22 protein-coding genes are annotated in these 23,645 nt (G+C 59.1%); 15 read left to right on the top strand and 7 right to left on the bottom strand.

The features are described 5' to 3' along the window. The first annotated feature begins 234 nt into the window (after positions 1–234). The 8 genes from hisG to hisIE are packed head-to-tail and all read left to right on the top strand — an operon-like array spanning position 235 to position 7,286. Positions 235–1,155, top strand: a complete 921-nt coding sequence (gene hisG, locus KUV52_RS12335; protein ID WP_222526237.1) for an ATP phosphoribosyltransferase — start codon at positions 235–237, stop codon at positions 1,153–1,155. A 3-nt stretch (positions 1,156–1,158) separates the two neighbouring features. After that, positions 1,159–2,439 (top strand): histidinol dehydrogenase, encoded by a 1,281-nt coding sequence (gene hisD, locus KUV52_RS12330; protein WP_222526236.1) that lies wholly within the window; start codon positions 1,159–1,161, stop codon positions 2,437–2,439. Continuing rightward, the gene (gene hisC / locus KUV52_RS12325) at positions 2,436–3,524 is read left to right on the top strand and encodes a histidinol-phosphate transaminase (RefSeq protein WP_222526235.1); all 1,089 of its coding nucleotides are present in this window, start codon (positions 2,436–2,438) and stop codon (positions 3,522–3,524) included. The genes hisD and hisC overlap by 4 nt, the downstream gene beginning before the upstream one ends. Then, on the top strand, positions 3,524–4,591 hold the full coding sequence (gene hisB, locus KUV52_RS12320) for a bifunctional histidinol-phosphatase/imidazoleglycerol-phosphate dehydratase HisB (protein ID WP_222526234.1): 1,068 nt from the start codon (positions 3,524–3,526) through the stop codon (positions 4,589–4,591). Before hisC ends, hisB begins: the two co-directional genes overlap by 1 nt. A 13-nt stretch (positions 4,592–4,604) precedes the next feature. Then, positions 4,605–5,192 (top strand): imidazole glycerol phosphate synthase subunit HisH, encoded by a 588-nt coding sequence (hisH, locus tag KUV52_RS12315; RefSeq protein ID WP_222526233.1) that lies wholly within the window; start codon positions 4,605–4,607, stop codon positions 5,190–5,192. Beyond that, a complete protein-coding gene (gene hisA / locus KUV52_RS12310) occupies positions 5,189–5,926 on the top strand; it encodes a 1-(5-phosphoribosyl)-5-[(5-phosphoribosylamino)methylideneamino]imidazole-4-carboxamide isomerase (protein WP_222526232.1) in 738 nt (245 codons plus the stop codon). Before hisH ends, hisA begins: the two co-directional genes overlap by 4 nt. Then, on the top strand, positions 5,908–6,681 hold the full coding sequence (gene hisF / locus KUV52_RS12305) for an imidazole glycerol phosphate synthase subunit HisF (RefSeq protein ID WP_222526231.1): 774 nt from the start codon (positions 5,908–5,910) through the stop codon (positions 6,679–6,681). Before hisA ends, hisF begins: the two co-directional genes overlap by 19 nt. Beyond that, entirely contained in the window at positions 6,678–7,286 is a 609-nt protein-coding gene (gene hisIE, locus KUV52_RS12300; protein ID WP_222526230.1) for a bifunctional phosphoribosyl-AMP cyclohydrolase/phosphoribosyl-ATP diphosphatase HisIE, read from the top strand. Before hisF ends, hisIE begins: the two co-directional genes overlap by 4 nt. 66 nt (positions 7,287–7,352) lie before the next feature. Here hisIE and KUV52_RS12295 read toward each other — a convergent pair whose 3' ends face one another. Both KUV52_RS12295 and KUV52_RS12290 read right to left on the bottom strand, forming a co-directional pair. Then, the gene (locus tag KUV52_RS12295; RefSeq protein WP_222526229.1) at positions 7,353–8,459 is read right to left on the bottom strand and encodes a M20/M25/M40 family metallo-hydrolase; all 1,107 of its coding nucleotides are present in this window, start codon (positions 8,457–8,459) and stop codon (positions 7,353–7,355) included. 128 nt (positions 8,460–8,587) lie between these two features. Next, positions 8,588–9,343, bottom strand: a complete 756-nt coding sequence (locus KUV52_RS12290) for a hypothetical protein (RefSeq protein WP_222526228.1) — start codon at positions 9,341–9,343, stop codon at positions 8,588–8,590. A 134-nt stretch (positions 9,344–9,477) separates the two neighbouring features. Between KUV52_RS12290 and KUV52_RS12285 the strand changes: the two genes are divergently transcribed. Continuing rightward, a complete protein-coding gene (locus KUV52_RS12285) occupies positions 9,478–10,233 on the top strand; it encodes a hypothetical protein (RefSeq protein WP_222526227.1) in 756 nt (251 codons plus the stop codon). Between the two features lie 54 nt (positions 10,234–10,287). Here KUV52_RS12285 and KUV52_RS12280 read toward each other — a convergent pair whose 3' ends face one another. The 4 genes from KUV52_RS12280 to KUV52_RS12265 form a co-directional block, all read right to left on the bottom strand. Continuing rightward, positions 10,288–10,593 (bottom strand): integration host factor subunit alpha, encoded by a 306-nt coding sequence (locus KUV52_RS12280; RefSeq protein WP_222526226.1) that lies wholly within the window; start codon positions 10,591–10,593, stop codon positions 10,288–10,290. A gap of 5 nt (positions 10,594–10,598) precedes the next feature. After that, complete coding sequence (gene pheT / locus KUV52_RS12275; protein ID WP_222526225.1) at positions 10,599–12,986, bottom strand: phenylalanine--tRNA ligase subunit beta; 2,388 nt, start codon at positions 12,984–12,986, stop codon at positions 10,599–10,601. A 10-nt stretch (positions 12,987–12,996) separates the two neighbouring features. Next, entirely contained in the window at positions 12,997–13,980 is a 984-nt protein-coding gene (pheS, locus tag KUV52_RS12270; protein WP_222526224.1) for a phenylalanine--tRNA ligase subunit alpha, read from the bottom strand. A gap of 133 nt (positions 13,981–14,113) precedes the next feature. Beyond that, the gene (locus tag KUV52_RS12265) at positions 14,114–15,067 is read right to left on the bottom strand and encodes an NAD(P)H-quinone oxidoreductase (RefSeq protein ID WP_261390045.1); all 954 of its coding nucleotides are present in this window, start codon (positions 15,065–15,067) and stop codon (positions 14,114–14,116) included. A 136-nt stretch (positions 15,068–15,203) separates the two neighbouring features. Between KUV52_RS12265 and KUV52_RS12260 the strand changes: the two genes are divergently transcribed. The 3 genes from KUV52_RS12260 to KUV52_RS12250 all read left to right on the top strand — a co-directional run bounded on the left by KUV52_RS12260 (position 15,204) and on the right by KUV52_RS12250 (position 18,437). Next, positions 15,204–16,673, top strand: coding sequence for a methyl-accepting chemotaxis protein (locus KUV52_RS12260; protein ID WP_222526222.1), 1,470 nt, complete (start codon positions 15,204–15,206; stop codon positions 16,671–16,673). A gap of 428 nt (positions 16,674–17,101) precedes the next feature. Continuing rightward, positions 17,102–18,127, top strand: coding sequence for an acyltransferase (locus tag KUV52_RS12255; protein WP_222526221.1), 1,026 nt, complete (start codon positions 17,102–17,104; stop codon positions 18,125–18,127). A gap of 1 nt (position 18,128) precedes the next feature. Further along, positions 18,129–18,437, top strand: a complete 309-nt coding sequence (locus KUV52_RS12250) for an antibiotic biosynthesis monooxygenase family protein (protein WP_222526220.1) — start codon at positions 18,129–18,131, stop codon at positions 18,435–18,437. A gap of 33 nt (positions 18,438–18,470) precedes the next feature. Here KUV52_RS12250 and KUV52_RS12245 read toward each other — a convergent pair whose 3' ends face one another. Next, a complete protein-coding gene (locus tag KUV52_RS12245) occupies positions 18,471–20,228 on the bottom strand; it encodes a mechanosensitive ion channel family protein (RefSeq protein ID WP_222526219.1) in 1,758 nt (585 codons plus the stop codon). Positions 20,229–20,355: 127 nt separating this feature from the next. Here KUV52_RS12245 and KUV52_RS12240 point away from each other — a divergent pair, with 127 nt between their 5' ends. The 3 genes from KUV52_RS12240 (at position 20,356) to KUV52_RS12230 (ending at position 23,470) form a co-directional block, all read left to right on the top strand. Next, positions 20,356–20,796 carry a hypothetical protein gene (locus tag KUV52_RS12240; protein ID WP_222526218.1) on the top strand — a complete coding sequence of 147 codons (441 nt, stop codon included), beginning with the start codon at positions 20,356–20,358 and terminating at the stop codon, positions 20,794–20,796. 146 nt (positions 20,797–20,942) lie between these two features. Next, positions 20,943–21,557, top strand: a complete 615-nt coding sequence (locus tag KUV52_RS12235; RefSeq protein ID WP_222526217.1) for an NAD(P)H-dependent oxidoreductase — start codon at positions 20,943–20,945, stop codon at positions 21,555–21,557. Then, entirely contained in the window at positions 21,554–23,470 is a 1,917-nt protein-coding gene (locus tag KUV52_RS12230; protein WP_222526216.1) for a monovalent cation:proton antiporter-2 (CPA2) family protein, read from the top strand. The genes KUV52_RS12235 and KUV52_RS12230 overlap by 4 nt, the downstream gene beginning before the upstream one ends. Positions 23,471–23,645: the final 175 nt, after the last annotated feature.

The following is a 23,645-nucleotide window of genomic DNA, read 5'->3' as shown; positions in this document are numbered from 1 at the left end:
TTGCAAATGAAAAATCGCTGCATTAGCGTAAATAGCAGTCAACTATTTATCGGATTTGGACATCAATGAACCGTTTTAGCCTGAACGCTATGCATCATCATCATCACACACAGCGGTAGCCGAAGGCGATATCGCTGGAGGTTGCCGTTACGGCGCCTCCGGTGGTGAAAGTCCAAACAACGACGAAACCCCTGGCAGAGCGCCAGGGGTTTTTCGTTTACTGGGACTGATAAGATGACACAACCAATTACACCATCCACCAACACCGGGCGACTGCGGATCGCCATTCAGAAATCCGGTCGCCTCTCTGACGAGAGCCAGACTCTGCTCAAGCGCTGTGGTCTCAAGCTGAATCTGCGCGACCAGCGCCTGATGAGCCACGTTGAAAACCTGCCCATCGACATCCTCCGGGTTCGCGATGATGACATTCCCGGCCTGGTGATGGACGGCGTGGTTGATCTGGGCTTCGTCGGTGAAAACGTCCTCGAGGAGGAGCGGCTTGAACGGGAAGCCCGGGGGCAGGAAGCCGCCTTCCAGACCCTCCGCCGTCTCGACTTTGGCGGCTGTCGTCTCTCCCTCGCGGTGCCGGAAGACTTTACCTACGCCGCTGCGGATTCCCTGGCCCAGTGCCGCATCGCCACCTCCTACCCCAACCTCCTGCGCCGCTACCTCAATGAGAAAGCGGTGCCCTTCAAAAGCTGCATGCTCAAGGGCTCGGTGGAAGTCGCTCCCCGCGCCGGACTGGCCGATGCCATCTGTGATCTGGTCTCCACCGGTGCCACTCTGGAAGCCAACGGCCTGAAAGAGGTCGAGGTGGTGTTCCGTTCAATGGCAACGCTGATCCAGACCCCGCAACCGCTGAGCGAGGAGCGCCAGGCTCTGGTGGACAAGCTTCTGGTTCGGGTGAACGGCGTTATCCAGGCCAAAGAGAGCAAGTACATCATGCTGCACGCTCCCAAGGCGGAGTTGGAGCGAGTGATCGCGCTGCTGCCCGGGGCTGAGAATCCCACGGTGCTGCCCCTGGCCGAGGACGATTCCCGGGTCGCGCTGCACGCCGTCAGTTCCGAAACCCTGTTCTGGGACACCATGGAGGAACTGAAAACCCTTGGTGCCAGTTCCATTCTGGTGCTGCCCATTGAGAAGATGCTGGGGTAAACGATGGAAAGGGTAATCTGGCAACAACTGGATAAGGCGCAGCAGTGCAGAGTCCTGGCCCGCTCCGAGATGGTTCAGGACAACCAGGTGGCGGATGCGGTCAGCCGCATACTGGAAACCGTACGACGCCAGGGCGATGCGGGGCTGATTGCGCTCACCGAACAGTTCGATGGCGCCATGGCGGAGGAGTGGCAACTGGGTCCCGAGCAGATGGCTGCCGCTGGCGCTCGACTGGAACAGAGTCTGAAATCGGCCATCGACCAGGCGATTGATAACATTGGTCGGTTTCACAGTGCACAGCAGCCGCAAACCCTGGCGTTGGACGTGGCCCAAGGCGTGCGCTGCGAGCTGCGCAGTGAAGCGATTGAGCGGGTTGGCCTCTACGTACCCGGCGGCACCGCACCGCTGATCAGCACCGTGCTGATGCTGGCACTGCCCGCCCGTATTGCAGGCTGTCCGCTGAAGGTGATGGTGACACCACCACCGGTCAACGACGCCATTCTCTACGCCGCCTCCCGCTGCGGAGTGGATTGCCTTTATACCATTGGGGGTGCCCAGGCTGTTGCCGCACTGGCCTACGGCACCGAATCTGTCCCCAGGGTGGACAAGATCTTTGGTCCTGGAAACCGCTTTGTAACTGAAGCCAAGCGCCAGGTCAGCCAACAGGGCACCGCCATCGATATGCCCGCCGGGCCCTCTGAAGTACTGGTGATTGCAGACGACAGCGCCAATCCGGAGTTTGTTGCCGCCGACCTGCTCTCTCAGGCCGAGCATGGCGAAGATTCGCAGGTGATGCTGGTCACCAACTGCCCGGCGCTGGCTGACGCCGTGGAAGCCGCAGTCACTCGCCAACTGGCCACCCTTCCCCGCGCGGACATCGCCCGGGTGGCGCTCTCCGAAAGCCGGGTGATCCTGGCCACCACCCTTGAGCAAGCCTGTGAGATCAGCAACGCCTATGCGCCGGAGCACCTGATTGTGCAAACCCGTGCCCCGAGGGATCTCCTGCCGCAGCTGCGGGCCGCCGGTTCGATTTTCCTTGGCCCCTGGACCCCGGAATCCGTGGGCGACTACGCGAGCGGCACCAACCACGTGCTGCCCACCTACGGCGCCGCGCGCACCGCATCCAGCCTCTCTTTGGCGGATTTTCAACGCCGCTTTACGGTTCAGGAGCTCAGCCGCGAGGGTCTGGCAGGCCTGAGCAACGCGGTCACTACTCTGGCGGAAGCCGAGGGGCTGAGAGCCCACGCCAACGCCGTCACACTGCGGATGGAGACCCAGTCATGAGCAACTCAGAACAGCGGTTCAATCGGCTGGTTCGCCCTGAGATCGCGGCCCTTACCCCTTACGCCTCCGCCCGTCGGGAGGCCTCCGGCGGCACGGTATGGCTGAACGCCAACGAGTCCCCCTGGAACAACAGTACTGTCGTGGGCGTCAACCGTTATCCCGACTGTCAGCCAGGCACAGTGCGCAGTGCCTACGCCGGATACGCCGGGGTCAGCCCGGAGCAGGTATTGATCACCCGCGGCGCCGATGAGGGGATCGACCTGCTGATCCGCGCCTTCTGCCGCCCCGGTATCGACAGCGTTGCCACCTGTGGCCCCAGCTATGGCATGTACGCCATCAGCGCGGCCACCAATGCGGTGGCTTGTCGCACCCTGAACTGGGCGGAGGGCTACCAGCTGCCGGAAGACTTCGCCACCCAGGTGCAGGGCTGCAAACTGGTGTTTGTCTGCAACCCCAACAACCCCAGCGGCACGGTGATTGCGCCAGAAACCCTGGTGGCCCTGGCCGCTCAGCTGCCGGACAGCCTGCTGGTGGTGGACGAAGCCTATATCGAGTTCTGCCCGGAGCTGACGGTCAGCGCCGCGATAGCTAAGTGTGAGAACCTGGTGGTGCTTCGCACCCTCTCCAAAGCGTTTGCACTGGCGGGAGCCCGCTGCGGCTTTACCCTGGCCAATCCGGCGGTGATCGCCATTCTGGAGAAGGTGATCGCGCCCTATCCGGTACCGGAGCCGGTGGCGCAGCTGGCAGCGGAAGCGCTCTCGCCGGAGGGGCTAAAGCGGATGCAGACCCAGGTAGCCCAACTCAACGCCCGCCGTGAGCGCCTGGCTCAGAGACTGGGCGAGCTGCCCGGTGTGCGCCAGGTGCTGCCCTCCCGGGCCAACTTTCTGCTGTTTGAGCTGAGCGAGGCCCGCTACTGCTACGAGCAGTTGGCCCGTCAGGGGCTGTTTATTCGCGCCTACCGCAACCCGTCGCTGGATGACTGGCTGCGGATCAGCATCGGCGCCAACAGTGAAATTGAGCAGGTCGAGCAGGCGCTGAACGCCGCGCTGGACACCGCCCCCGTGATCAACAAGGACCTGGTGTGATGAAGCAACCCATTCTATTTATCGACCGCGACGGCACTCTTGTGGAGGAGCCGCCCATCGACAAGCAGCTGGACCGGCTGGATAAGCTGAAGCTGGAACCGATGGTGATTCCGGTACTGCGCCAACTGCAGGAGTCGGGCTACCGACTGGTGATGGTGTCCAACCAGGATGGGCTGGGCACCGACAGCTTCCCCAAGGCGGATTTTGACGCGCCACATAACGCCATGATGGCGATCTTCGAATCCCAGGGGATCCGCTTCGATGAGGTGCTGATCTGCCCCCACTTCGACCAGGACAACTGCAGCTGCCGCAAGCCCAAACTGGGCTTGGTTCAGCCCTACCTGGTGGAGGGCAAGGTGGACTTTGAACGCTCCTGGGTAATTGGTGATCGGGAGACCGATATCCAACTGGCCCAGGCGATGGGGGTGCGGGCCATCAAGTATGATCCGAGCAGCAACAACTGGGAGGCGATCGCCCGTCAATTAACCGGCCAGAATCGAGTCGCGACGCTGCGCCGCACCACCTCAGAAACCGACATCCAGGTGACCGTGGACCTGGACAGCACCGGCCCGGTCACCATCGACACCGGAATCGGCTTTTTTGACCATATGCTGGACCAGATCGCCACGCACGGCGGCTTTGCCCTCTCTCTGACCATGACGGGCGATCTGGACATCGACGATCACCACAGCATTGAGGACGCCGCACTGGCATTCGGGGCTGCACTTCGACAGGCGTTGGGGGATAAACGTGGCATCGGTCGTTTTGGCTTCTCCCTGCCGATGGACGAAACCGAGGCCCACTGCCTGCTGGATCTCTCCGGTCGCGCTTACCTGGTGTTTGATGCCGAGTTCAAGCGGGATGCGGTGGGTGGCCTCTCCACCGAGATGGTGCCTCACTTCTTTCGCAGCTTTGCCGATGGTCTGGCCTGCACCCTCAATCTTCGGGTGGCGGGCGACAACGAACACCACAAGGTGGAGGCGCTGTTCAAGGCGCTCGGTCGCACCCTGCGCCAGGCACTTCGGAAAGAGGGCAATACCCTGCCCTCCTCCAAAGGCACCTTGTAACCGGGAGAGAACGATGACTGTCATTATCGATACTGGCTGCGCCAACCTCTCCTCCGTGCGCTTTGCCTTTGAACGACTGGGGGCCAATGCGGTGGTGAGCGACGATGCCACCACCATTCTTGCTGCCGACCGGGTGATCCTGCCCGGCGTTGGCTCAGCACAGGCTGCCATGGTGCAGTTGGCAGAACGTGGACTGCTTGAGGTGCTGCCGCAGATTGAGCAGCCCCTGCTGGGGATCTGCCTGGGGATGCAGCTGCTTGGTGAGTCTTCCGAGGAGGGCAATACCCGGTTGCCCGGTCTGCTTCCCTTTACCACCCAGCGCCTAAAGGTGGGTGACCGTCCCCTGCCCCACATGGGCTGGAACACACTAGAGCCTATCGATCACCCCCTGTTCCAGGGCATCAATAAGGGGGACTACGTCTATTTCGTACACAGCTACGGCGTTGCTGAGGGTAGCCTCACGCTGGCCAGCTGCGAATATGGTCAGCGTTTCTCCGCTGCGGTGGGTCGCGGCAACATTATGGGGGTGCAGTTTCACCCTGAGCGCAGCGGGCCGGTTGGCGCCCGCATTCTGAAAAACTTTCTGGAGTACCCGGCATGATCATTCCGGCTATCGATCTTATCGGCGGCAAAGTGGTTCGCCTGGAAAAGGGTGACTTTAACGCCGTAACCGAGTTCGCCTACGACCCGCTTTCTCAGTTGGTGGCCTATCAGAATGCCGGCAGTCAATTGCTGCACCTGGTGGATCTGGATGGCGCCAAGGACCCGGCCAACCGCCAGCTTGAGACCATCCGCACACTCGTTGAACAGCTGGAAGCGCCGATTCAGGTGGGCGGCGGCGTGCGCACTGAGGCGGACCTGCAAGCCTTGCTGGATATCGGCGTGGCCCGGGTGGTGATCGGCTCCCTCTCCGTCAGCCAGCCACAACGGGTGGCCCAATGGCTGCGCCAGTATGGGGCGGATCGCATCACCGTCGCTCTGGATGTGCGGCTGGATGAGCAGGGCGAGCCGGAAGTGCTGACCCACGGCTGGCAGAAGGGTTCCGGCAAGGCGTTATCCGAAGTGATCGCCCCACTGCTGGAAGCGGGATTGAGCGACGTGCTCTGCACCGATGTGGACCGGGATGGCATGCTTACCGGCCCCAACGTGGCGCTGTATCAGAATCTCGTCACCACCTACCCCACGGTCCGCTGGCAGGCCTCCGGCGGCATCGCAGAACTGGCTGATCTCAGTGCCCTGAAAGCGATCAATATCGGCGGCATCATCATCGGCAAGGCCCTGCTGGCTGGTCGTTTCACCATTGAGGAGGCGCTGGCATGTTGGCAAAACGGATAATTCCCTGTCTCGACGTTAAGGATGGCCAGGTGGTTAAAGGGGTGCAGTTCCGCAATCACGAGATTGTTGGTGACATCGTGCCTCTGGCTGCCCGTTACGCCGCTGAGGGAGCGGACGAACTGGTGTTCTACGACATCACCGCCAGTGCCGATGGCCGAACCGTTGACAAAAGTTGGGTGGCACGGGTGGCGGAGCAGCTGGACATCCCCTTCTGCGTCGCGGGCGGCATCAAAACCATTGAGGACGCCCAGACCATTCTGGCCGATGGGGCGGATAAGATCTCCGTCAACAGCCCGGCCCTCTCGGATCCGGAGTTGATCAACCGTCTCAATGATCGCTTTGGCCGCCAGTGCGTGGTGGTGGGCATCGACTCCTGGTTTGATGCTGATACCGGTCGCTACCGGGTTAAACAGTTTACCGGTTCCGAAGCCGCAACCCGGGAAACCCAGTGGGACACCCTGGATTGGGTGCAGGAGGTTATCCGCCGGGGGGCGGGTGAAATTGTGCTGAATGTGATGAATCAGGATGGGGTTCGCCAAGGTTATGACATCACTCAGCTCAGCGCGGTACGGGCCGTCTGTTCCGTTCCGCTGATCGCTTCCGGCGGCGCTGGTACGCCAGAGCACTTTCGAGATGTGTTCCAGCGCGCCGGTGTGGACGGCGCCCTGGCCGCATCCGTTTTCCACAAGGGGATCATCGCCATTCCCGACCTGAAACAGTATCTGCTTGAGCAAAAGGTGGTGGTACGCCCATGACAATCGTGAAGGATCTGCCCCAAATCAATTGGGCCAAGATGGACAACCTGGTGCCTGCGGTGGTGCAACACCATCTCACCGGCCGCGTACTGATGGTGGGCTATATGGATGAAGCGGCACTGGCCAAAACCGTGGAAAGCGGCCAGGTGACCTTCTTCAGCCGCTCCAAACAGCGCCTATGGACCAAAGGCGAAAGCTCTGGCCATGTGCTGGAGCTGGTGACGCTCGGTACCGACTGCGACAACGATGCCATTCTGGTGCAGGCCCGTCCCAACGGTCCCACCTGCCACCTGGGCAGCGAGAGCTGTTTCGACGAGGCGACCAATCAGCCGTTTCTCAACACCCTGGCCGCCATTGTCACCGAGCGACGTAACGCCCCACCGGAATCGAGCTACACCGCATCGCTGCTGAGCGGTAACCCGCGTCGGGTTGCCCAGAAGGTGGGAGAGGAAGGCGTAGAGGTGGCCCTTGCCGCCGCCACCAACGACCGGGAGAATCTGATCGATGAGACAGCCGACCTGCTCTACCACCTCACGGTGTTGCTGGAGCAGCAGCAGGTGTCGATGGCTGAGGTGATCGACCGGCTGAGTCAGCGCCACCGTTGAGTCACGACTCAGGCACACAATGCAAAAAGCCACCCATCTGGGTGGCTTTTTTGACGCCGATAATGCTCAGCGGCTCAGGTAGGTAAACAGGAACTCGGAGATCGCTTCCAGATCCGCCACCGCGATCTCCTCTTCGCAGGTATGCACCTTGGCCATACCGGTAGAGAGGTTGACGGTTTTCAGCCCCTTCGCGTTAAAGACGTTAGCGTCAGAGCCGCCACCAGTGGGCTTGGTTACCGCCTCAATGCCATTGGCAGCAAACGCGGCCACAATGCCCTGTACCAACGGCTCATCATCGCTCAGGCGGTAGGCGTTGTATTCGCGGCTGCGATCAATCCTGACCTGGGCGCCGTGACGCGTTGCTGCTGCCTCAAAGGTCTCCACCATATGGGCAACCTGCGCTTCCAGTTTCCCATCATCCAGAGAGCGGGCTTCCGCTTCCATATACAGACTGGGCATCACGATATTGGTGGCGCTGCCACCTTTCACAACGCCGATGTTGGCGGTGGTCTCTTCATCGATGCGGGAGAGCTTCATCTTGCTGATGGCATCCGCTGCAACGGTCAGGGCATTGATGCCGGTTTCCGGGGCCAGACCGGCGTGAGCGGGCTTACCCTCAATGGTGATCTTGAGGCTTTCCGCCCCCGGAGCCGTGGTGATAACGGTACCGATGGGGCCACCGGAATCCAGAACGATAGCGTGCTGTGCCTGAACCATCGCCATATCAAACAGCTTAGAGCCGTGAAGACCGCACTCTTCGTTGACGGTAAAGGCCAGTTCAATGGTTTGGTGAGCCAGTCCCTGCTCCTGAATGCTGCGGACCGCTTCCATAATGGCGGCAATACCGGACTTATCGTCACCACCAAGAATGGTGTCGCCCTTGGAGCGGATGATGCCCTCTTCAATCACCGGTTCGATGCCGTTGCCGGGGGTCACCGTATCCATGTGGCAGCTCAGCAGCACGGTGCCGGGCAGGGAGCCGTTAAGGCGGGCAAACAGGTTGTGGCCATTGGAGATGGAGGGATCAACGCTCTGCTTATGAACATCAAAACCCAGATTGCCAAGTTGCTCGGCCAGGGTTTCGCTGATCGCCTTTTCATTTCGGGATTCGCTGTCGATCTTCACCAGCTCAATAAAATGCTGGATCAGGCGCTCGGATTGAATTTTGGACATCGGGACTCTCACGCCGCCTTGGCGACTGCTGAAGGCTCTAGTAAAGGCGTTCACCTTAGTCGAGATGTCGCAGCCAGTTCAAAGCCACGGGCCCAAGTTCCGAGATGGATCAACTTTTACAGCACGATCTAGTCTTCCTGCTTGGGCTCTGCATTCCTGAGCAACCTGAACAACTGAAAACTGCTGTCCTCAAAATGACCATTCCAGTTTTCGAGCAATGCACTCGCTTTCGCCTTATCGCCCAAATGTTCACCCAACGCATGCTCAAATCCCGGCAAACGGGCAGACATATCGGAGATGCGTTCCTGCGGTATCACCAGATTCAGCACAGGGTCACCACCCAACTGCCAACTCCACATCCAATTGGGTAGCCAGTTCATTGCCTTGACGTAGTTGCTGATGGCAGAAACATCTTCCATCGCCTGCTCCCTATGGCCTGCACGAATATGCAGTTCAGTCACATTGAGGAACGGGCTGGCAAGGGAATAGCTTTCCCAATTGCTGTTATCGATATCCACCTCGCTGATGAAGTGATCGAGTTGCTGAACAAAAGGCTCTACAAACGTCATCCAATGGGACATGGTTTCCTGCTCCAACTCCCAATTCTGGTAACGCTCCAACTCCTCCCAGTTCAGGCAGCAATGAAACAGTAAAAAGCGTCCGATGTTCTGTCCAAGTGTTGGCGTGTAGATCTGCCAGCCACGAGTCTCGCCATTGGCCAGGCGATGGTTAATGTGGTCATTAATGGCTTGTTCCAGCGGACCGCGCTGGCCCGGCAGCGGCGTGACGATATAGGTATCCATCAACATCACATCGGCCCGCGCCCAGGGAGAGCAATACAAGCCAGCAAGCAACACGACGACCAAAACACACTGACGCAACATGGGGCTCCTCCTGCAGAGTTCACAGCACTCAGGCAAAGCCAAAGCATAGGTCAGCCAGCGCCGCCAGCAAGGCATAATGGCACTCTCTCAGCTATGGTTACTGTCCGGCGCATTCTCGACAAAAGGAGAACTCCATGAAGTTGCTATGGCGTCGTTTTATCCTTCCACTACTGCTGCTCCCCCTCTCAGTGCTGGCCGCTGAGAAGCCCGATAATCTGGCGGAAATGTGGGTCATCACGCCGAAAGTAGGCGAAGCCGCCAAATTTGAAGCTGCTCTCAAGCGCCACGTGGCGTATCGAAAGGAGAAAGGCGATCCAAGGGAGTGGCGAGTCTATGTTCCGACCCTGGGGCCCAATCTGAACCAGTACATCATCCGCAGTTGCTGCGGCAATTGGGCGGAAGTGGACACCTACCTGGCCTGGCAGAGTGAGCACAAAACCGGAGAGCACTGGCGCGACAATGTCTCCCAGTTGATCGCTCAGGTGGGCCACAACTTTGCTGAAGTGGATATGGCCAACAGTCACTGGCCTGAGGGAGACCCTGGCTTCCGCTACTTCGGTGTGACCAGTTACCAGGTAAAACCGGGGGAAGCTGCGGGGACGGAAGCGGACAAGAAGGCGCTCAGCGACAACGCCAAAGCGATGAACTGGCCCTATTCCTGGGCCTGGAGCTGGAACGTGGGCGGTAAACCCACCCTGAACCTGATTATCCCTTACACCAACTACGCCGGAATGGCAGACCCCGAAACCGGATTCGCCGCTGCACTGGCCCGGCACCTGGGTGACGAAGCGAAAGCCAAGGCCCTGCTGGAGAGCTGGAGTGGGCATTTCAAAGGCACGGAGTACCAACTGTATCGGCTGCGTACCGACCTGTCGCTTCTGAAGGAGTAGCCAAACAGGCATAAAAAAACGCCGTCATTGACGGCGTTTTTATTATCGTGACGCTTAACCTTCGTCACCCAGGTGATCCGATTCCTCAATCCGGCATTTCAGCTTTTGGCCGGGCCGGAAGGTCACTACCCGTCGGGCGGTGATTGGGATGTCTTCGCCGGTCTTGGGGTTCCGTCCCGGACGTTCATTCTTATCCCTGAGTTCGAAGTTCCCAAAACCCGACAGCTTAACCTGTTCCCCAGTTTCCAGGGCCAGGCGGATCTCTTCGAAGAACGCCTCAACCATATCCTTAGCGTCCCGCTTGTGCAGGCCCAAGGTTTCGATGAGGTGTTCTGCCATTTCGGCTTTGGTCAGCGCCATGTGTCTCAGTCCCTCAACTGTGCGTTGAACTCTGACTTCAAAGTGGCAACGATATGTTCAACCGCTTGCGCAATCTCTTTCTCCTCCAGGGTGCGTTCCACATCCTGAAGAGTCAGCGCAATCGCCAGGCTCTTCTGCCCCTCGTTGACACCTTTCCCACGATATACGTCAAACAAGTTTACGGCAACCAACTGATTTCCGCCAACTTTTCGTATCACTTTTTCAACGTCCCCAGCGCCAACATTTTCGTCCACCACAATGGCGATGTCGCGGCGGTTTGCCGGGAAACGGGAAACCGGTTTGGCTTCGGGCAGCTGACGATCCAGGATCGCGGACTGCTCAATTTCAAACACAATGGTGCGGCCATTCAGGCCCAATTTCTTCTCATGCTGCGGGTGAATGGCGCCAATCAGGCCCACCACCTTATCGCCCTTGAGGATCTCAGCACACTGACCAGGATGCAGCGCCGGATGCTGGGCAGCACGGAAGCTGAACTCGTATGGAGTATTGGTCAGAGCCAGTACCGCTTCCAGATCGCCTTTCAGGTCGAAGAAATCGACGGTTTTGGCGGCCATGTCCCAGTGCTCGTCGCTCTGAGTGCCGCCGATAACCGCAGCCAGCACCGGCTCCTGACGCACACCCATCGCCTCGTTGGCGTCCGGGATAAAGCGCAGGCCGCTTTCAAACAGACGTACGCGGTTCTGCTGGCGAGCCTGGTTGTGGGCAACCGCGCCCAGAAGACCGGTCCACAGAGACAGACGCATAGCGGACATCTCGGAGGAGATCGGGTTCGGCAGGACCATCGGCTCGATGCCCGGATGCAGGCGAACCTGCTGTTTCGGGTCAACGAAGCTGTAGGTGATCGCTTCCTGATAACCACGGTCTACCAGCAGGCTGCGAACGCGCTTGAGCGGCAGCTTGGCTTCGGTGTGGTCGGTCATGGTCAGTTCAGCAACCGGCGCCAGGTTGGGGATGTTGTTGTAGCCGTAGATGCGGGCCACTTCCTCAATCAGGTCTTGCTCGATCGCCATGTCGAAGCGCCAGCTCGGGGCTTTCGCCTGCCAGCCGCCGTCAACCAGGCTCACTTCACAGCCGAGGCGAGTCAGGATTTCCGATACGTCTTCATCGCTGATCACATGGCCCAGCAGCGCGTCCAGTTTGGCGCGACGCAGGGTAATGGTGGCCGGCTGCGGCAGGTGCGCATCGGACTTCACTTCAACAACCGGACCGGCTTCGCCGCCACAGATGGACAGCAGCAGCGCGGTGGCACGCTCCATCACCTTGGCTTGCAGTTGCGGGTCAACGCCGCGCTCGAAGCGGTGGGAGGAGTCGGTGTGCAGGCCGTAGGAGCGGGCTTTACCAATGATGGAAAGCGGGTTAAAGAAAGCGCACTCCAGCAGCACATCGGTGGTTTCACCGGTGACGCCGCTGTGCTCACCACCAAAGATACCAGCCAGCGCCAGCGGGCCATTATCGTCAGCGATCAACAGGGTGTCTTCGCGAGGCTCCACCTCGTTGCCGTCCAGCAGGGTCAGCTTGTCGCCGGCCTTGGCCAGACGAACCTGGATATCACCGTTCAGTTTGGCCAGGTCAAAGGCGTGCATCGGCTGGCCGTACTCCAGCAGCAGGAAGTTGGTGATGTCCACCACCGCATCGATGCTGCGGATACCACCGCGACGCAGCTTCTCCTGCATCCAAAGCGGGGTTTCGGCCTGGACGTTGATGCCCTTAACCACACGACCCAGGTAACGGGGGCAGTGCTCAGGCGCTTCAACGCGGATGCCGTGGGCTGCATCAATGGCCGGGGCCACTGCCGCCACTTCTGGCTCGTTAACCGGCAGGCGATTCAGTACGCCCACTTCGCGGGCCAGACCGGCCAGACCCAGACAGTCAGCGCGGTTCGGGGTCAGGTCCACTTCAATGGCGTTGTCGTTCAGCGCCAGGTACTCGCGGATGTCGGTGCCGATGGGGGCATCTGCCGGCAGCTCAATGATGCCGTCGGCTTCCACATCGATGCCCAGCTCAGTGAAGGAGCAGAGCATGCCGTGAGAGGGTTGGCCACGCAGCTTGGCTTTCTTGATCTTGAAACCGCCGGGCAGTTCAGCACCCACGGTGGCTACCGCCACTTTCAGGCCCAAACGGCAGTTTGCGGCGCCACATACGATGTCGAGCAGCTCTTCACCGCCAACATTCACTTTGGTCACGCGCAGCTTGTCCGCGTCCGGGTGCTGACCGCACTCCACCACTTCACCCACGTAAACACCGTGGAATTGAGCCGCAACCGGGTCCACACCGTCCACTTCCAGGCCAGCCATGGAGATCTGTTCGGACAGTTCCTCAGTGGAGATGGCAGGGTTTACCCACTCCCGCAACCAGGATTCACTAAATTTCATCGTTCACCCCTTACTGGAACTGTTTCAGGAAACGCAGATCGTTTTCGAAGAACGCACGCAGGTCGTTCACACCGTAGCGCAGCATGGTCAGGCGCTCTACGCCCATACCAAAGGCGAAACCGGAGTACTTCTCTGGATCGATGCCAACAGACTGCAGTACTTTCGGGTGAACCATGCCGCAACCCAGTACTTCCAGCCATTTGCCATCTTTACGGCGAACGTCCACTTCAGCAGAGGGCTCAGTGAAGGGGAAGTAGGAGGGGCGGAAACGCACGTCCAGATCTTCCTCGAAGAAGTTACGCAGGAAGTCGTACAGAACGCCTTTCAGCTCAGCAAAGGAGACCTTCTCCGCCACCAGCAGACCTTCCACCTGATGGAACATCGGGGTGTGGGTCTGATCGTAGTCGTTGCGGTACACGCGGCCGGGACAGATCACGCGGATCGGCGGCTGAGTCGCCTCCATGGTCCGGATCTGCACACCACTGGTGTGAGTACGCAGCATCAGATCGGGATTGAAGAAGAAGGTGTCGTGATCGGTTCGCGCCGGGTGATGCGGCGGGATGTTCAAGGCATCAAAGTTGTGGAAGCCGTCTTCCACTTCCGGACCCGATGCCACATCAAAGCCCAGATCGGCAAAGAAAGCTTCGATACGCTCAATGGTACGGTTAACCGGGTGCAGACCGCCGGTGGCCAGCTTGCGGCCAGGCAGGGTCACATCCACCGCTTCCTCAGCCAGCTTGGCGTTCAGGGCAGCGGTTTGCAGCGCCTCGATGCGGGCATTCAGAGCCTGCTGGACCTGCTGCTTGCCGGCGTTGATCTGTTGGCCCGCGGCGGGGCGCTCCTCGGCGGACAGCTGTCCCAAGGATTTCATCAGGGCGGTGATTTCACCCTTTTTACCCAGGTAGTTCACCCGGATGTCATCGAGCGCTTTCAGATCGTCGGTCGCCTCGATGGCGGCCAACGCCTGCGCGACAATCTCTGCTAGTTGCTGCATCTTTCTCTTCTCGGGTCCGATCCGTTCGAAAATCAATCGACTGATAAAGGGGGGGAATTTTACTGCATTGTGGCCATTAGAAAAACCCGTATAGACCAGCTAACGCACAAGCGGGCAAAGTTTGCGCGTAATATCACCCACTTTCTGAAGCACGTTCAAGCACCAACTTCCCCGAGTTGGCGTTGCCACTCATGCGCTGATGCGCTTGAGGCGCCGATTCAAAATCATAGCGGCTGTCCAGAACCGGGGCGATCCGCCCCTGCGCAAACCCGTTACCAAAGCGCTGCCAGAACCCTTGTACCAATCGGGTTTTGACCGGCTGGCTCTGGCTTCTCAGGGTTGAGCCACGCAGCGTTAATCGTTTCGCGAGCAGCAGCGCCAGATCGATCTCAGTACGCCGTCCGCCCATCATCGCGATCTGCACAAGCCGTCCGTCGGTCGCCATCACTTTCAGGTTACGATTGAGGTAATCACCGCCTACCGGGTCCAGCACCAGATCAATGCCCTTAAACACCTCGGTAAAATCCTGGTTCCGATAGAGGATGACCTCATCCGCCCCCAGGCTTTGGCACAACTCGGCTTTCTCTTCAGTACCGCAGGTTACCGCCACCCAAGCGCCACTCGCTTTCGCCAGCTGTATGGCCGCCGTGCCTACCCCGGATGCGCCAGCGTGGATCAACACCCGCTCTTGGGTCTTAAGTTGGCCCACCTCAAACAGGCACTGATAGGCCGTGACAAAGGCCTCCGGAATCGCCGCCGCCTCGGCAAAACTCATCCCGTTGGGGATGGGCAGAACCGACCCCGCATCCACGCACACATACTCGGCGTATCCGCCGCCGGCAAGCAAGGCCATCACCCGGTCACCTGCCTGAAAGGCCCCGGCACCGTGCTCCACGACCCCCGACACTTCGAGGCCCAAATGTTCCGGCGCACCGGGAGGTGGCGGATAGTGACCGGCCACCTGAAGCAAATCAGCCCGGTTAACTCCACACGCCGCCACCCGGATACGTACCTGGCCAGGCTCTGGCTCTGGTATTGGGCAGTGTTGGGTTTTCAGCATCCCACCCTCCCCGTACCAAACCTTCATACTGACCATTTCATCAGAAGCGTGCGGCATTGTGATGTTCTCCTCAGTTTTACCTTCAGCATCCAAGCGTATTTAAAGTTTTTTTGGCCAACGCCGACTTAGGACGCTGAACCGATTTTCCCGCATCGAGCACCGCATGAAGCAAAGCAAACCCGGTATCTGGGACCCCTATCTTATCCGCCTGACCATCAAAGAGAAGCTGCTGCTGATCTCGGTCACCCCCATCGTCGCGCTGCTGGTGTTTACCGCCCTGTTTATTCAGGCGGACATCGACGCCACCTATGCCAGCCAGGAACAATCCCTGGTTGGAAAAACCCGGGATCAGGCTGCCCTCTTTGCCCATCTGGACAGTGATAACCGGGACCGACTGGTTGCCAGCCTGCAAAACGGGCAGATCCTGAAGCAGGGGGATCCAAGCCTGGTTCCTCCGGGTCAACTGGTAACCCGAAACGGACTTCAGCACTACAGTGCTGAGATCGTCCCCGGACTCTATCTGCAGTACAGCCATCCAAGATCAAACGCCGAAGGGGTGATCGCAGAGCACCGGGTGTTGTTGGTCGCCATCTTCGCCGTGGTACTTCTCACCCTGTATGTCTCCTATACCGTGCGCTGCTTTATCACCGGCAGCCTGCACTTTATGCAGGAGATCATGGGTAAGGCGGTCAACAACGATTTGACGGTCCGGATGAACTTTCACCCGGGGCGTGATGACCTCCGCCCGCTGGCGCACCACATCGATGCCTTGATCGCCACGCGCCAGACGGTAGTGCGTGACCTTCGTGTGGTTTCGGAAAAGATGCAATCCGCCTCCCGCTCCCTGGAGAATCAGGCCAGCACCAGTAAGGAACTCGCTGTGGATCAGCGGCTGCATCTGGACACCCTTGCGTCCGCCATGGAGGAGATGACGGCAACGGTGCGTGAAGTGGCCAATCATGCCGAGCAGACCTCGGTGGAAACCCGGCAGGCGAGCAAGGACGCGGAGAGCGGCCATAGCCAGATCCAAACCACCATCGCCACCATTGAACAACTGGTGTCAGAGGTACACAGCGCCTCCAGTGCGGTCAGCCAGGTCAACACCAATGCGGATCGCATCGATGCGGTAGTCACCACCATCAACGGCATCTCCGAACAAACCAACCTGCTGGCCCTCAACGCCGCCATCGAGGCAGCCCGTGCCGGACATCAGGGCCGCGGCTTTGCGGTTGTGGCGGACGAAGTTCGCTCCCTCGCCGGCCGGACTCAGGCCGCCACCGTCGAGATCCAGAAGATGATCGAAGAGTTGCAGGGGGGCACCCGCAACTTGGAGACCCTGATGGGCCGTACGGTCGAACGTGCGGAACAGGGTCAGACTCTGGTCAGTCGCGCCGGTCAGGACCTGATGCAGATCGCTCAGCACTCCGACAAGGTGTTTGCCATGAGCAGCCAGATTGCGACGGCCGCAGAGCAACAGAGCAGCGTAGCCAATGAGATCGCGGGCAACCTGATGCAGATCCGCAACCAGTCCCATGAGTTGGAGCAGTCGGCAGTGGAATCGGTACAGGCCAGTCAGAGCGTACTCACCACCGCTAACGGCATGCAGCAGCAGCTGATGGGCCTGAAAATCTGAGAACGCGTGATCCGGATCACGGGGTGGGACAAATGCCGGAACGGCATTGAACCTGCCCTTCAAAGCCCGGTCTCAAAGGTTACGCAAGCAGCAATGCGTGCTTGGGAACCAATCATCGTTCTTGTTTACCGCTCTGTCTCAGGGCGGTTTTTTTTTGGGCCTGTTGCCAGCTAATCGATGGATATACAGCCAGTTAGTGCATGAGCTCAATTTTTTTCTGCCAACGATGAACTTTTCTCTCAGAGCTCGGGTCTCAGAAAACAGATAAGTCACATCCCTGCAATCGATTTATCCTTGAGTCATTATTCCCTTTTGGCGCCGCCTTTCCCCTAGGTGGCGTTTTTTTATGCCCCGTGGGTTCCCCCGGTCGCCTTTTGCTCTATCAGCCAGTAGGATAGAACCCCCCCTAATCGCTCAAGGAAGACAGCATGAGCGCTCGCCGCCCTGACATCTTCTATATCCATCTTTTACGGTTTATCGCCGCCATCGCCGTTATCGCTATTCATGTTCTGGGCCCGCTGCGCGAGCTGTATGGTCAGATCCCAATGGGCCAATGGTTTGGTGCCGTCAGCATCAATGCGATAAGCCGCTGGGCAGTGCCGGTATTTATGATGATCAGCGGTGCCCTTCTGCTGTCCGACACCCGCCCTTTTGACAACCGACATTACCTGCAACGGCGTTTGGGTAAAGTGGCGATCCCCTTTATTGGCTGGACCCTCATCTACGCCGTTGTAGGCGGCTTCGCGCTGGGTCACTGGCAACCGGAAAAGACCCTGGCGATTCTGGAAGCGTCCCCGAATCAGCCGGTGTGGTATCACCTCTGGTTCTTCTACGACTTTATCCCGCTCTATTTCGTGATTCCGCTGCTGGCGCCACTGCTTCACCGGATGGAGCCGGAGCGCATCAAACTGCTGATCGCCGCCTGGCTACTGCTGACTCTGATGCATCTGCTCAAGGTAGAAACGCCGCTAAGGCAGAACATCCTGCTCTACTCCGGCTACCTAGTGCTTGGCTGGTATCTGTTTAACCGGGACAACCGACCTCAGCTCAAGTTATGGCTGGGACTGGGGCTCGGTTCGGTATTCCTGAACCTGGTAGGCAGCTGGTACGCATCAGAGGCCAAGGGGGCCTACAGCTCCCTATTTATGGGCTACAAGTCGCTGAACACCGTGTTGATTGGCGGCATGCTGTTTGTGCTGGCCCAGTGCTATGCGGATCGCATCGGCGCCAAGGCCAAAACGGTGATCACCTCCATCTCCACCTACAGCCTGGGGATCTACCTTATCCATCCGCTTCTGCTGATCCCGGTCAGGAACCTGGATAACGGCGTTTATCAGTGGTTCGGACACACACTTATCGCCATTCCGGTGATCACACTGGTCACCCTGCTGGTGGCTTGGGCACTCACTGCGGCACTGACCAGGTTGCCGCTGATCAATCGTCTGGTGCCCTGATATGAAACCGCAACCCGAAGCCCGATACGTCGTAATATTCCGCGCAAAGGTGGCCCAACTGGACCCGGAGTATGTCGCTGTTGCCGCCGCCCTGAGGGAGCGTGCTCTGAGCCAGTTTGGTTGCCGACAGTTTGTTGCGCTGACGGAAGGGGACGAGGAGATCGCCCTCTCCTACTGGGACAGCAAATCCGACATCCTGGCCTGGCGAGAGGATGCCGAGCACCGGGTGGCCCAATCGATGGGCAAAGACCGGTGGTATAAGCACTACTCCGTTGAGGTCACCGAGATCATTCGGGGATATCAGCGATAAAAAAGGCGGTGCCAATGCACCGCCTTTTTTGGTTTAGGGAAGTCCATCCTCTCCCTCGCCTGCCGCTCGCAGACCCGTGTCTGAGCGCTGCAGCGACACCGGCTCTTCGGGGAGCGTCGGAGGGGGCGTAATGGTGTGCACGTGAAGTTCCCGCTGCGGGAATGGAATGGTAATCCCCTCCCGGTCGAATCGTACCTTCACTTCCCGCGTAATGTCCCAGTACACATCCCAGTAGTCGTCGGTCTTCACCCAAGGGCGAACAATGAAGTCCACCGAGGACTCATTGAGAACGTGCAGACGGATGACGTGCTCCGGGGCTTTCAGCACACTGGGGTGATGGGTCACGATCTCATTGAGAATCTCCTCAACCTGCTCCACGTTGTCGGTGTAGGCCACCCCAAACACCATATCGACCCGGCGGATCCGCTCTGAGGTGATGTTCTTTATGGTTTCCCCCCAGATCTTCGCGTTGGGCACCATAAAGACCTGGTTATCGAAGGTGCGGATGGTGGTGTTGACCAGACTCATCTTGCCCACCTTACCCGCCACCCCACCGGCTTCAATGTAGTCCCCCACATCAAAGGGCCGGTAGATCAGAATCATCATCCCAGAGGCAAAGTTGGAGAGGGTATCCTGCAGGGCAAAGCCGATCACGATGCCGGCCACACCCAGACCGGTCAGTACTGGCGTAAGATCCCACCCTACCTGAGCCAGGGCAAACAGCAGACCAATCACCACCACCAGGTTGCCACCGATGGTGATAAAAAAGTCTTGCACCAGCGCACTGAACCGGGCCTTCTTATGGGTTACCGCCCGGGAGATGCCCCGGCGCACCAGACGCCCCAACAGCACGGCAGCCCCCATTAGCGCGAAAAACAATACGATGCGGGACAGGATGCCGCCGATGTTGGTTTTGAACCAATTTCCCGCATCTTCCCACATCCCGATCAGCACGGTACGCATCGCCCCCACACTGACGACCGCTTCCGCCAGGTTCCCGGTGGCCTTGAAGATCAGTTCGTTGTACTGCTCAACCGGAAGCTGTTGCGCTTCCATCAGAACCAGCAACTCTTTGAGGTTACCAACGGCGCTTTTTACCAATCGGTCCTGTGTGGCCACCTGGCTTTCAAAGGCGCTTCGGGCGTCGGCGGGCAGAGTTTTCAGCTCCAGTTTGAGCAGCTCTTTCTGCCGCGCGCTGGCTCGCAGGTAAGAGGCCATAAATTCGGCGTAACGGGTGATCTCCCGATTCAACTTGCGTCGCTCCGCTTTGATATCGACCCCCCACCCCGCCATCATCGCCAGATTTTGTTGACGCTCGCCAAGCAGCCAGTTCATGTAGGAGTAGAAGTCATTGATATTGAGCAGCACCAGCAGTTGCTTGTCCGGTTGTGCTTGTTCGTACAACTCATAAAGACTGCGAAGATCCGAGGCCGCCAGCTCCAGACGGGATTGAAGAAACTCGTTCTCTGCCCTGAGTACGGCGACACCATCCTTCTGAACCTCGGGGATGTTCGCTTTGTTGACCTCATCAAGAAAGGCATCCACCCGCCGGCTCATAGAAAGGGTATCCGCCACCACCTGCTGCTGAAGCAGATCCCGCCCCATCTCCGACTCGGTTTTCTTCCAGTTCGCCTCGATGCGGTCGACCCGTTTACTGGTGCTCTCGATGTCCGCCAGTACCGCTGCTCTCTCGGCCGCAAAGTCGTAGGAGGGCGGCGCTGCGGGTGCCGCTTCCTCCGCTGTGGCCGCCACACAGAAAAACGATAATGCGAACAATACACTGCGCCACATTTCAGCCCCCAAAGTCCCTGATCTACATCGATTCAGTGTAGGCGGCAGCCCTGTCTGAATACCAGTGTTTGATCTCCTCCGTTGGCTTGTTTAACTTTGTGACATAAATCACGCCCAGGAAGGCCATATGTCCAAAACTACTCTGTTCACTCTCGTATTTGTCGTTGCCGCGCTGGCCATCAGCTTTGTGGTATTGCGAGGCATGAGTCCTCAACAAAACGCGCCTCAGGCGCAAACGGCGGAAAGCCGTTGGGTCGACGAGGCCATTCAGTGCGCCGCGTATTACGATCTCAGCGCCCAAACTCTGGCGGGGATGGATGTCCCGCAAATGGCAGCGGTCGCCGGTCGCCTTGCAGAATCTGCCGAACAGGCCCGCACTCTGGCCCAGAGTCGACTCGATGCTGACAGCGTGACGCAGCGGATCCTTGCCGCACAATCCTCCATGAGGGCCGAGATGCCGGATGCCCGCTCACTGGGCACCCTGATGGGACGTTATAAAGGCCCCTGCCAATCCCTGATGAGCGACCCCACCGCTCGACTGGCGTACTGGCAACAGCAAGCCGGTTAACACTTTTTCGGGGCCAGCCACTTTGCTGGCCCCAACTTTGTGACGATACTCAAGGGACCCAATTTGTTTTACCGCTACTTTTTAATGACTTATTAGCGCCGTCCCTATTGGGGCAGCACCCCAACCATCCAACCACAAAGTGCGCCATGGACACTCCCACTCCCCGCCGAATACTGGTGCTGTTTGCCCACCCGGCACAGCAACACTCAGAGGTCACCCTGTCACTGGCCAGGGCGATCATGACCCTGCCCAATGTCACCCTTGTGGATCTCTATGCCGAGTACCCAACGCTGGAGATCAACACCGCCCGCGAGCAGCAGCGACTGATGGATCACGATGTCATCGTGTTTCTTCACCCTATCTACTGGTATTCGACGCCCGCCATCCTGAAGGAGTGGCAGGATCTGGTGCTGGAGTACAACTTTGCTTACGGCCACAAAGGGCTGGCGCTCAAGGACAAACTGTTCTTCTGTGCCGTCAGTACCGGCGCCAAAGCGGGGGCCTATGATGCTCAGGGCTATAACCGATACACCTTACGGGAGTTGCTGCGCCCTCTGGAGATGACCGCCAATCTCTGCCATATGCACTACCTGCCTCCCTTTGCGCTTTACGGGGCAAGAACCGCCGTGGAGGAGCAGCGTTTAGAGCCCCACAGACAACAATTTGTGGAATTGATGAAACGGCTGTCCGAACACCGGCTGGATATCAGCAGTGCAAGCCAGGCGGATACTCTCAATGAAATTCTGGAGGCGCAGTCATGACCGGGATCCTCCTTTACGCCTTTATCTATCTGGTGGCGGCGGTCATCGCCGTTCCCCTGGCCAATCGCTTTGGTCTCGGGTCGGTGCTCGGCTACCTGATAGCCGGAGTGGTACTGGGGCCTCTGATGGGCCTTGTGGGTTCAGAAACCGCCACCCTTCAGCACTTCGCGGAGTTCGGTGTGGTGATGATGCTGTTCCTGGTGGGGCTCGAACTGGAGCCACGGATGTTGTGGCAGATGCGCGGCAAGCTCCTTGGTCTGGGCGGGCTTCAGGTCGGGCTGACCACCGCTGCCATCTTTGGTGTTGGGCTGATGTTTGATCTGTACTGGTCTGTGGCACTGACCATCGGCCTGATCCTCGCTCTCTCTTCCACCGCGATTGTGCTGCAAACCCTGAACGAAAAAGGGCTGACCAAAACCGAAGGGGGCCGTGCGGGCTTTTCTGTGCTGTTGTTTCAGGACATCGCGGTGATCCCGATGCTGGCACTGATCCCCCTGTTGGCGTTGCCGGAGTTTCAGCAAGCGGGAGCCGCAGCCAGCGAGCACCATGAGGAGCTGAGTCTGGTTGCCGGTCTGCCCGGTTGGGGACAAGCCCTGGCGGTTGCCGGTGCCATCGCCATCGTAGTGCTTGGTGGGCACTACCTGACCCGTCCGCTGTTTCGCATGATTGCCGAGGCGCGGCTGCGGGAGATCTTCACGGCCGCCGCACTGATGCTGGTGATCGGCATCGCCGCACTGATGTCTCTGGTAGGACTCTCCCCTGCCCTGGGCACATTTCTCGCGGGCGTCGTATTGGCCACCAGCGAATTCCGCCACGAACTGGAATCCGATATCGAGCCCTTTAAGGGGCTGTTGCTGGGCCTGTTCTTTATTACCGTCGGTGCCGGCATCGACTTTGGTGTCCTGTTCGGCGACTTTGCCCTGGTGATGGGGCTGACACTGGGCGTGATGGCGCTGAAGGCCTTGGTGTTGCTCGCCCTCACCTGGCTGTTCAAAATCCGACTTGGCGACCGCTGGCTGTTCAGCCTCTCTTTGGCCCAGGCCGGTGAGTTCGGCTTCGTACTGCTGGCGTTTTCAAGCCAGAACGCGGTGCTGCCTCCCGATATCGTGCCCACACTCTCTCTGGTGGTGGCGCTCTCCATGCTGCTGACGCCACTGCTGTTCATTCTTTATGAACGGGTGATCCAGCCCCGCTTCAGCCGCTCCGAATCGCGCGAAGCAGACAAAATCGACGCACCTGGCAAGGTGATCATCGCGGGCATGGGGCGGTTCGGACAGGTGGTCAGCCGGATGCTGGTTGCCAATGAGGTGCACCCTGTGGTGCTGGACCTCTCGCCCACTCAGATTGAAGCGATGCGGCAGGTGAAGATCCGAGCCTACTACGGCGATGCGACCCGGATGGATCTGTTGCTTAGCGCCGGCATCAGTGAGGCCAATCTGTTGGTGGTGGCCATCGACAATGTGGATCAGGCCACCGAACTGGTGGAGTTGGCCAAGCGCCACTTTCCCCAGGTCAAAGTGCTGGCCAGGGCGTTTGACCGCGGTCACTTCTATCGTCTGCGTCAGGCCGGGGCCGACTTCATCACCCGGGAGTACTTCGAGGGTGCGTTACTGCTGGCGCGGGAAGCACTGGTCAGCTTGGGAGAGCACCCCTTTACTGCCGAGCAGCACACCCGCCAGTTCCGACAGTATGAGAAATCCACACTGGATGAGCTGTATACCCACTGGCAAAAAGACAACGACGTATTCTCCAACGCCGCCTACCGTGCCACCTTTATTGCCATGGTGCAGGAAGCCAGCAGTCGGGTGGGTCATCACCGATTGAAGGGCCATGAAAGTAGCGATCGAGCCTGGTGTCCGCCCCCCAAAGGCTACACCGAGGACATCGCGTCCGATCCGGACATCGCTCATTGAATCCTGAGCGGCCCTTCGGGGCCGCTGTGCGGTTTCCTCGCCCCCCATTTGGAAACTTTCCCCGATTCACCGGCCATTCGGTGCAGGACAAATATTGGCCACACCGAAAGTGGATTGCCCCAGGTGGCGCACTCAGATTGCCGTTCAGCCTAGCGGAATAGAGGCAGTTTCGCCC

The organism is Ferrimonas balearica, assembly GCF_019802055.1.
Classification (GTDB): domain Bacteria; phylum Pseudomonadota; class Gammaproteobacteria; order Enterobacterales; family Shewanellaceae; genus Ferrimonas; species Ferrimonas balearica_A.
The sequence above is the reverse complement of the archived record's forward strand: the minus strand, read 5'-3'. Positions and strand labels throughout refer to the sequence as shown.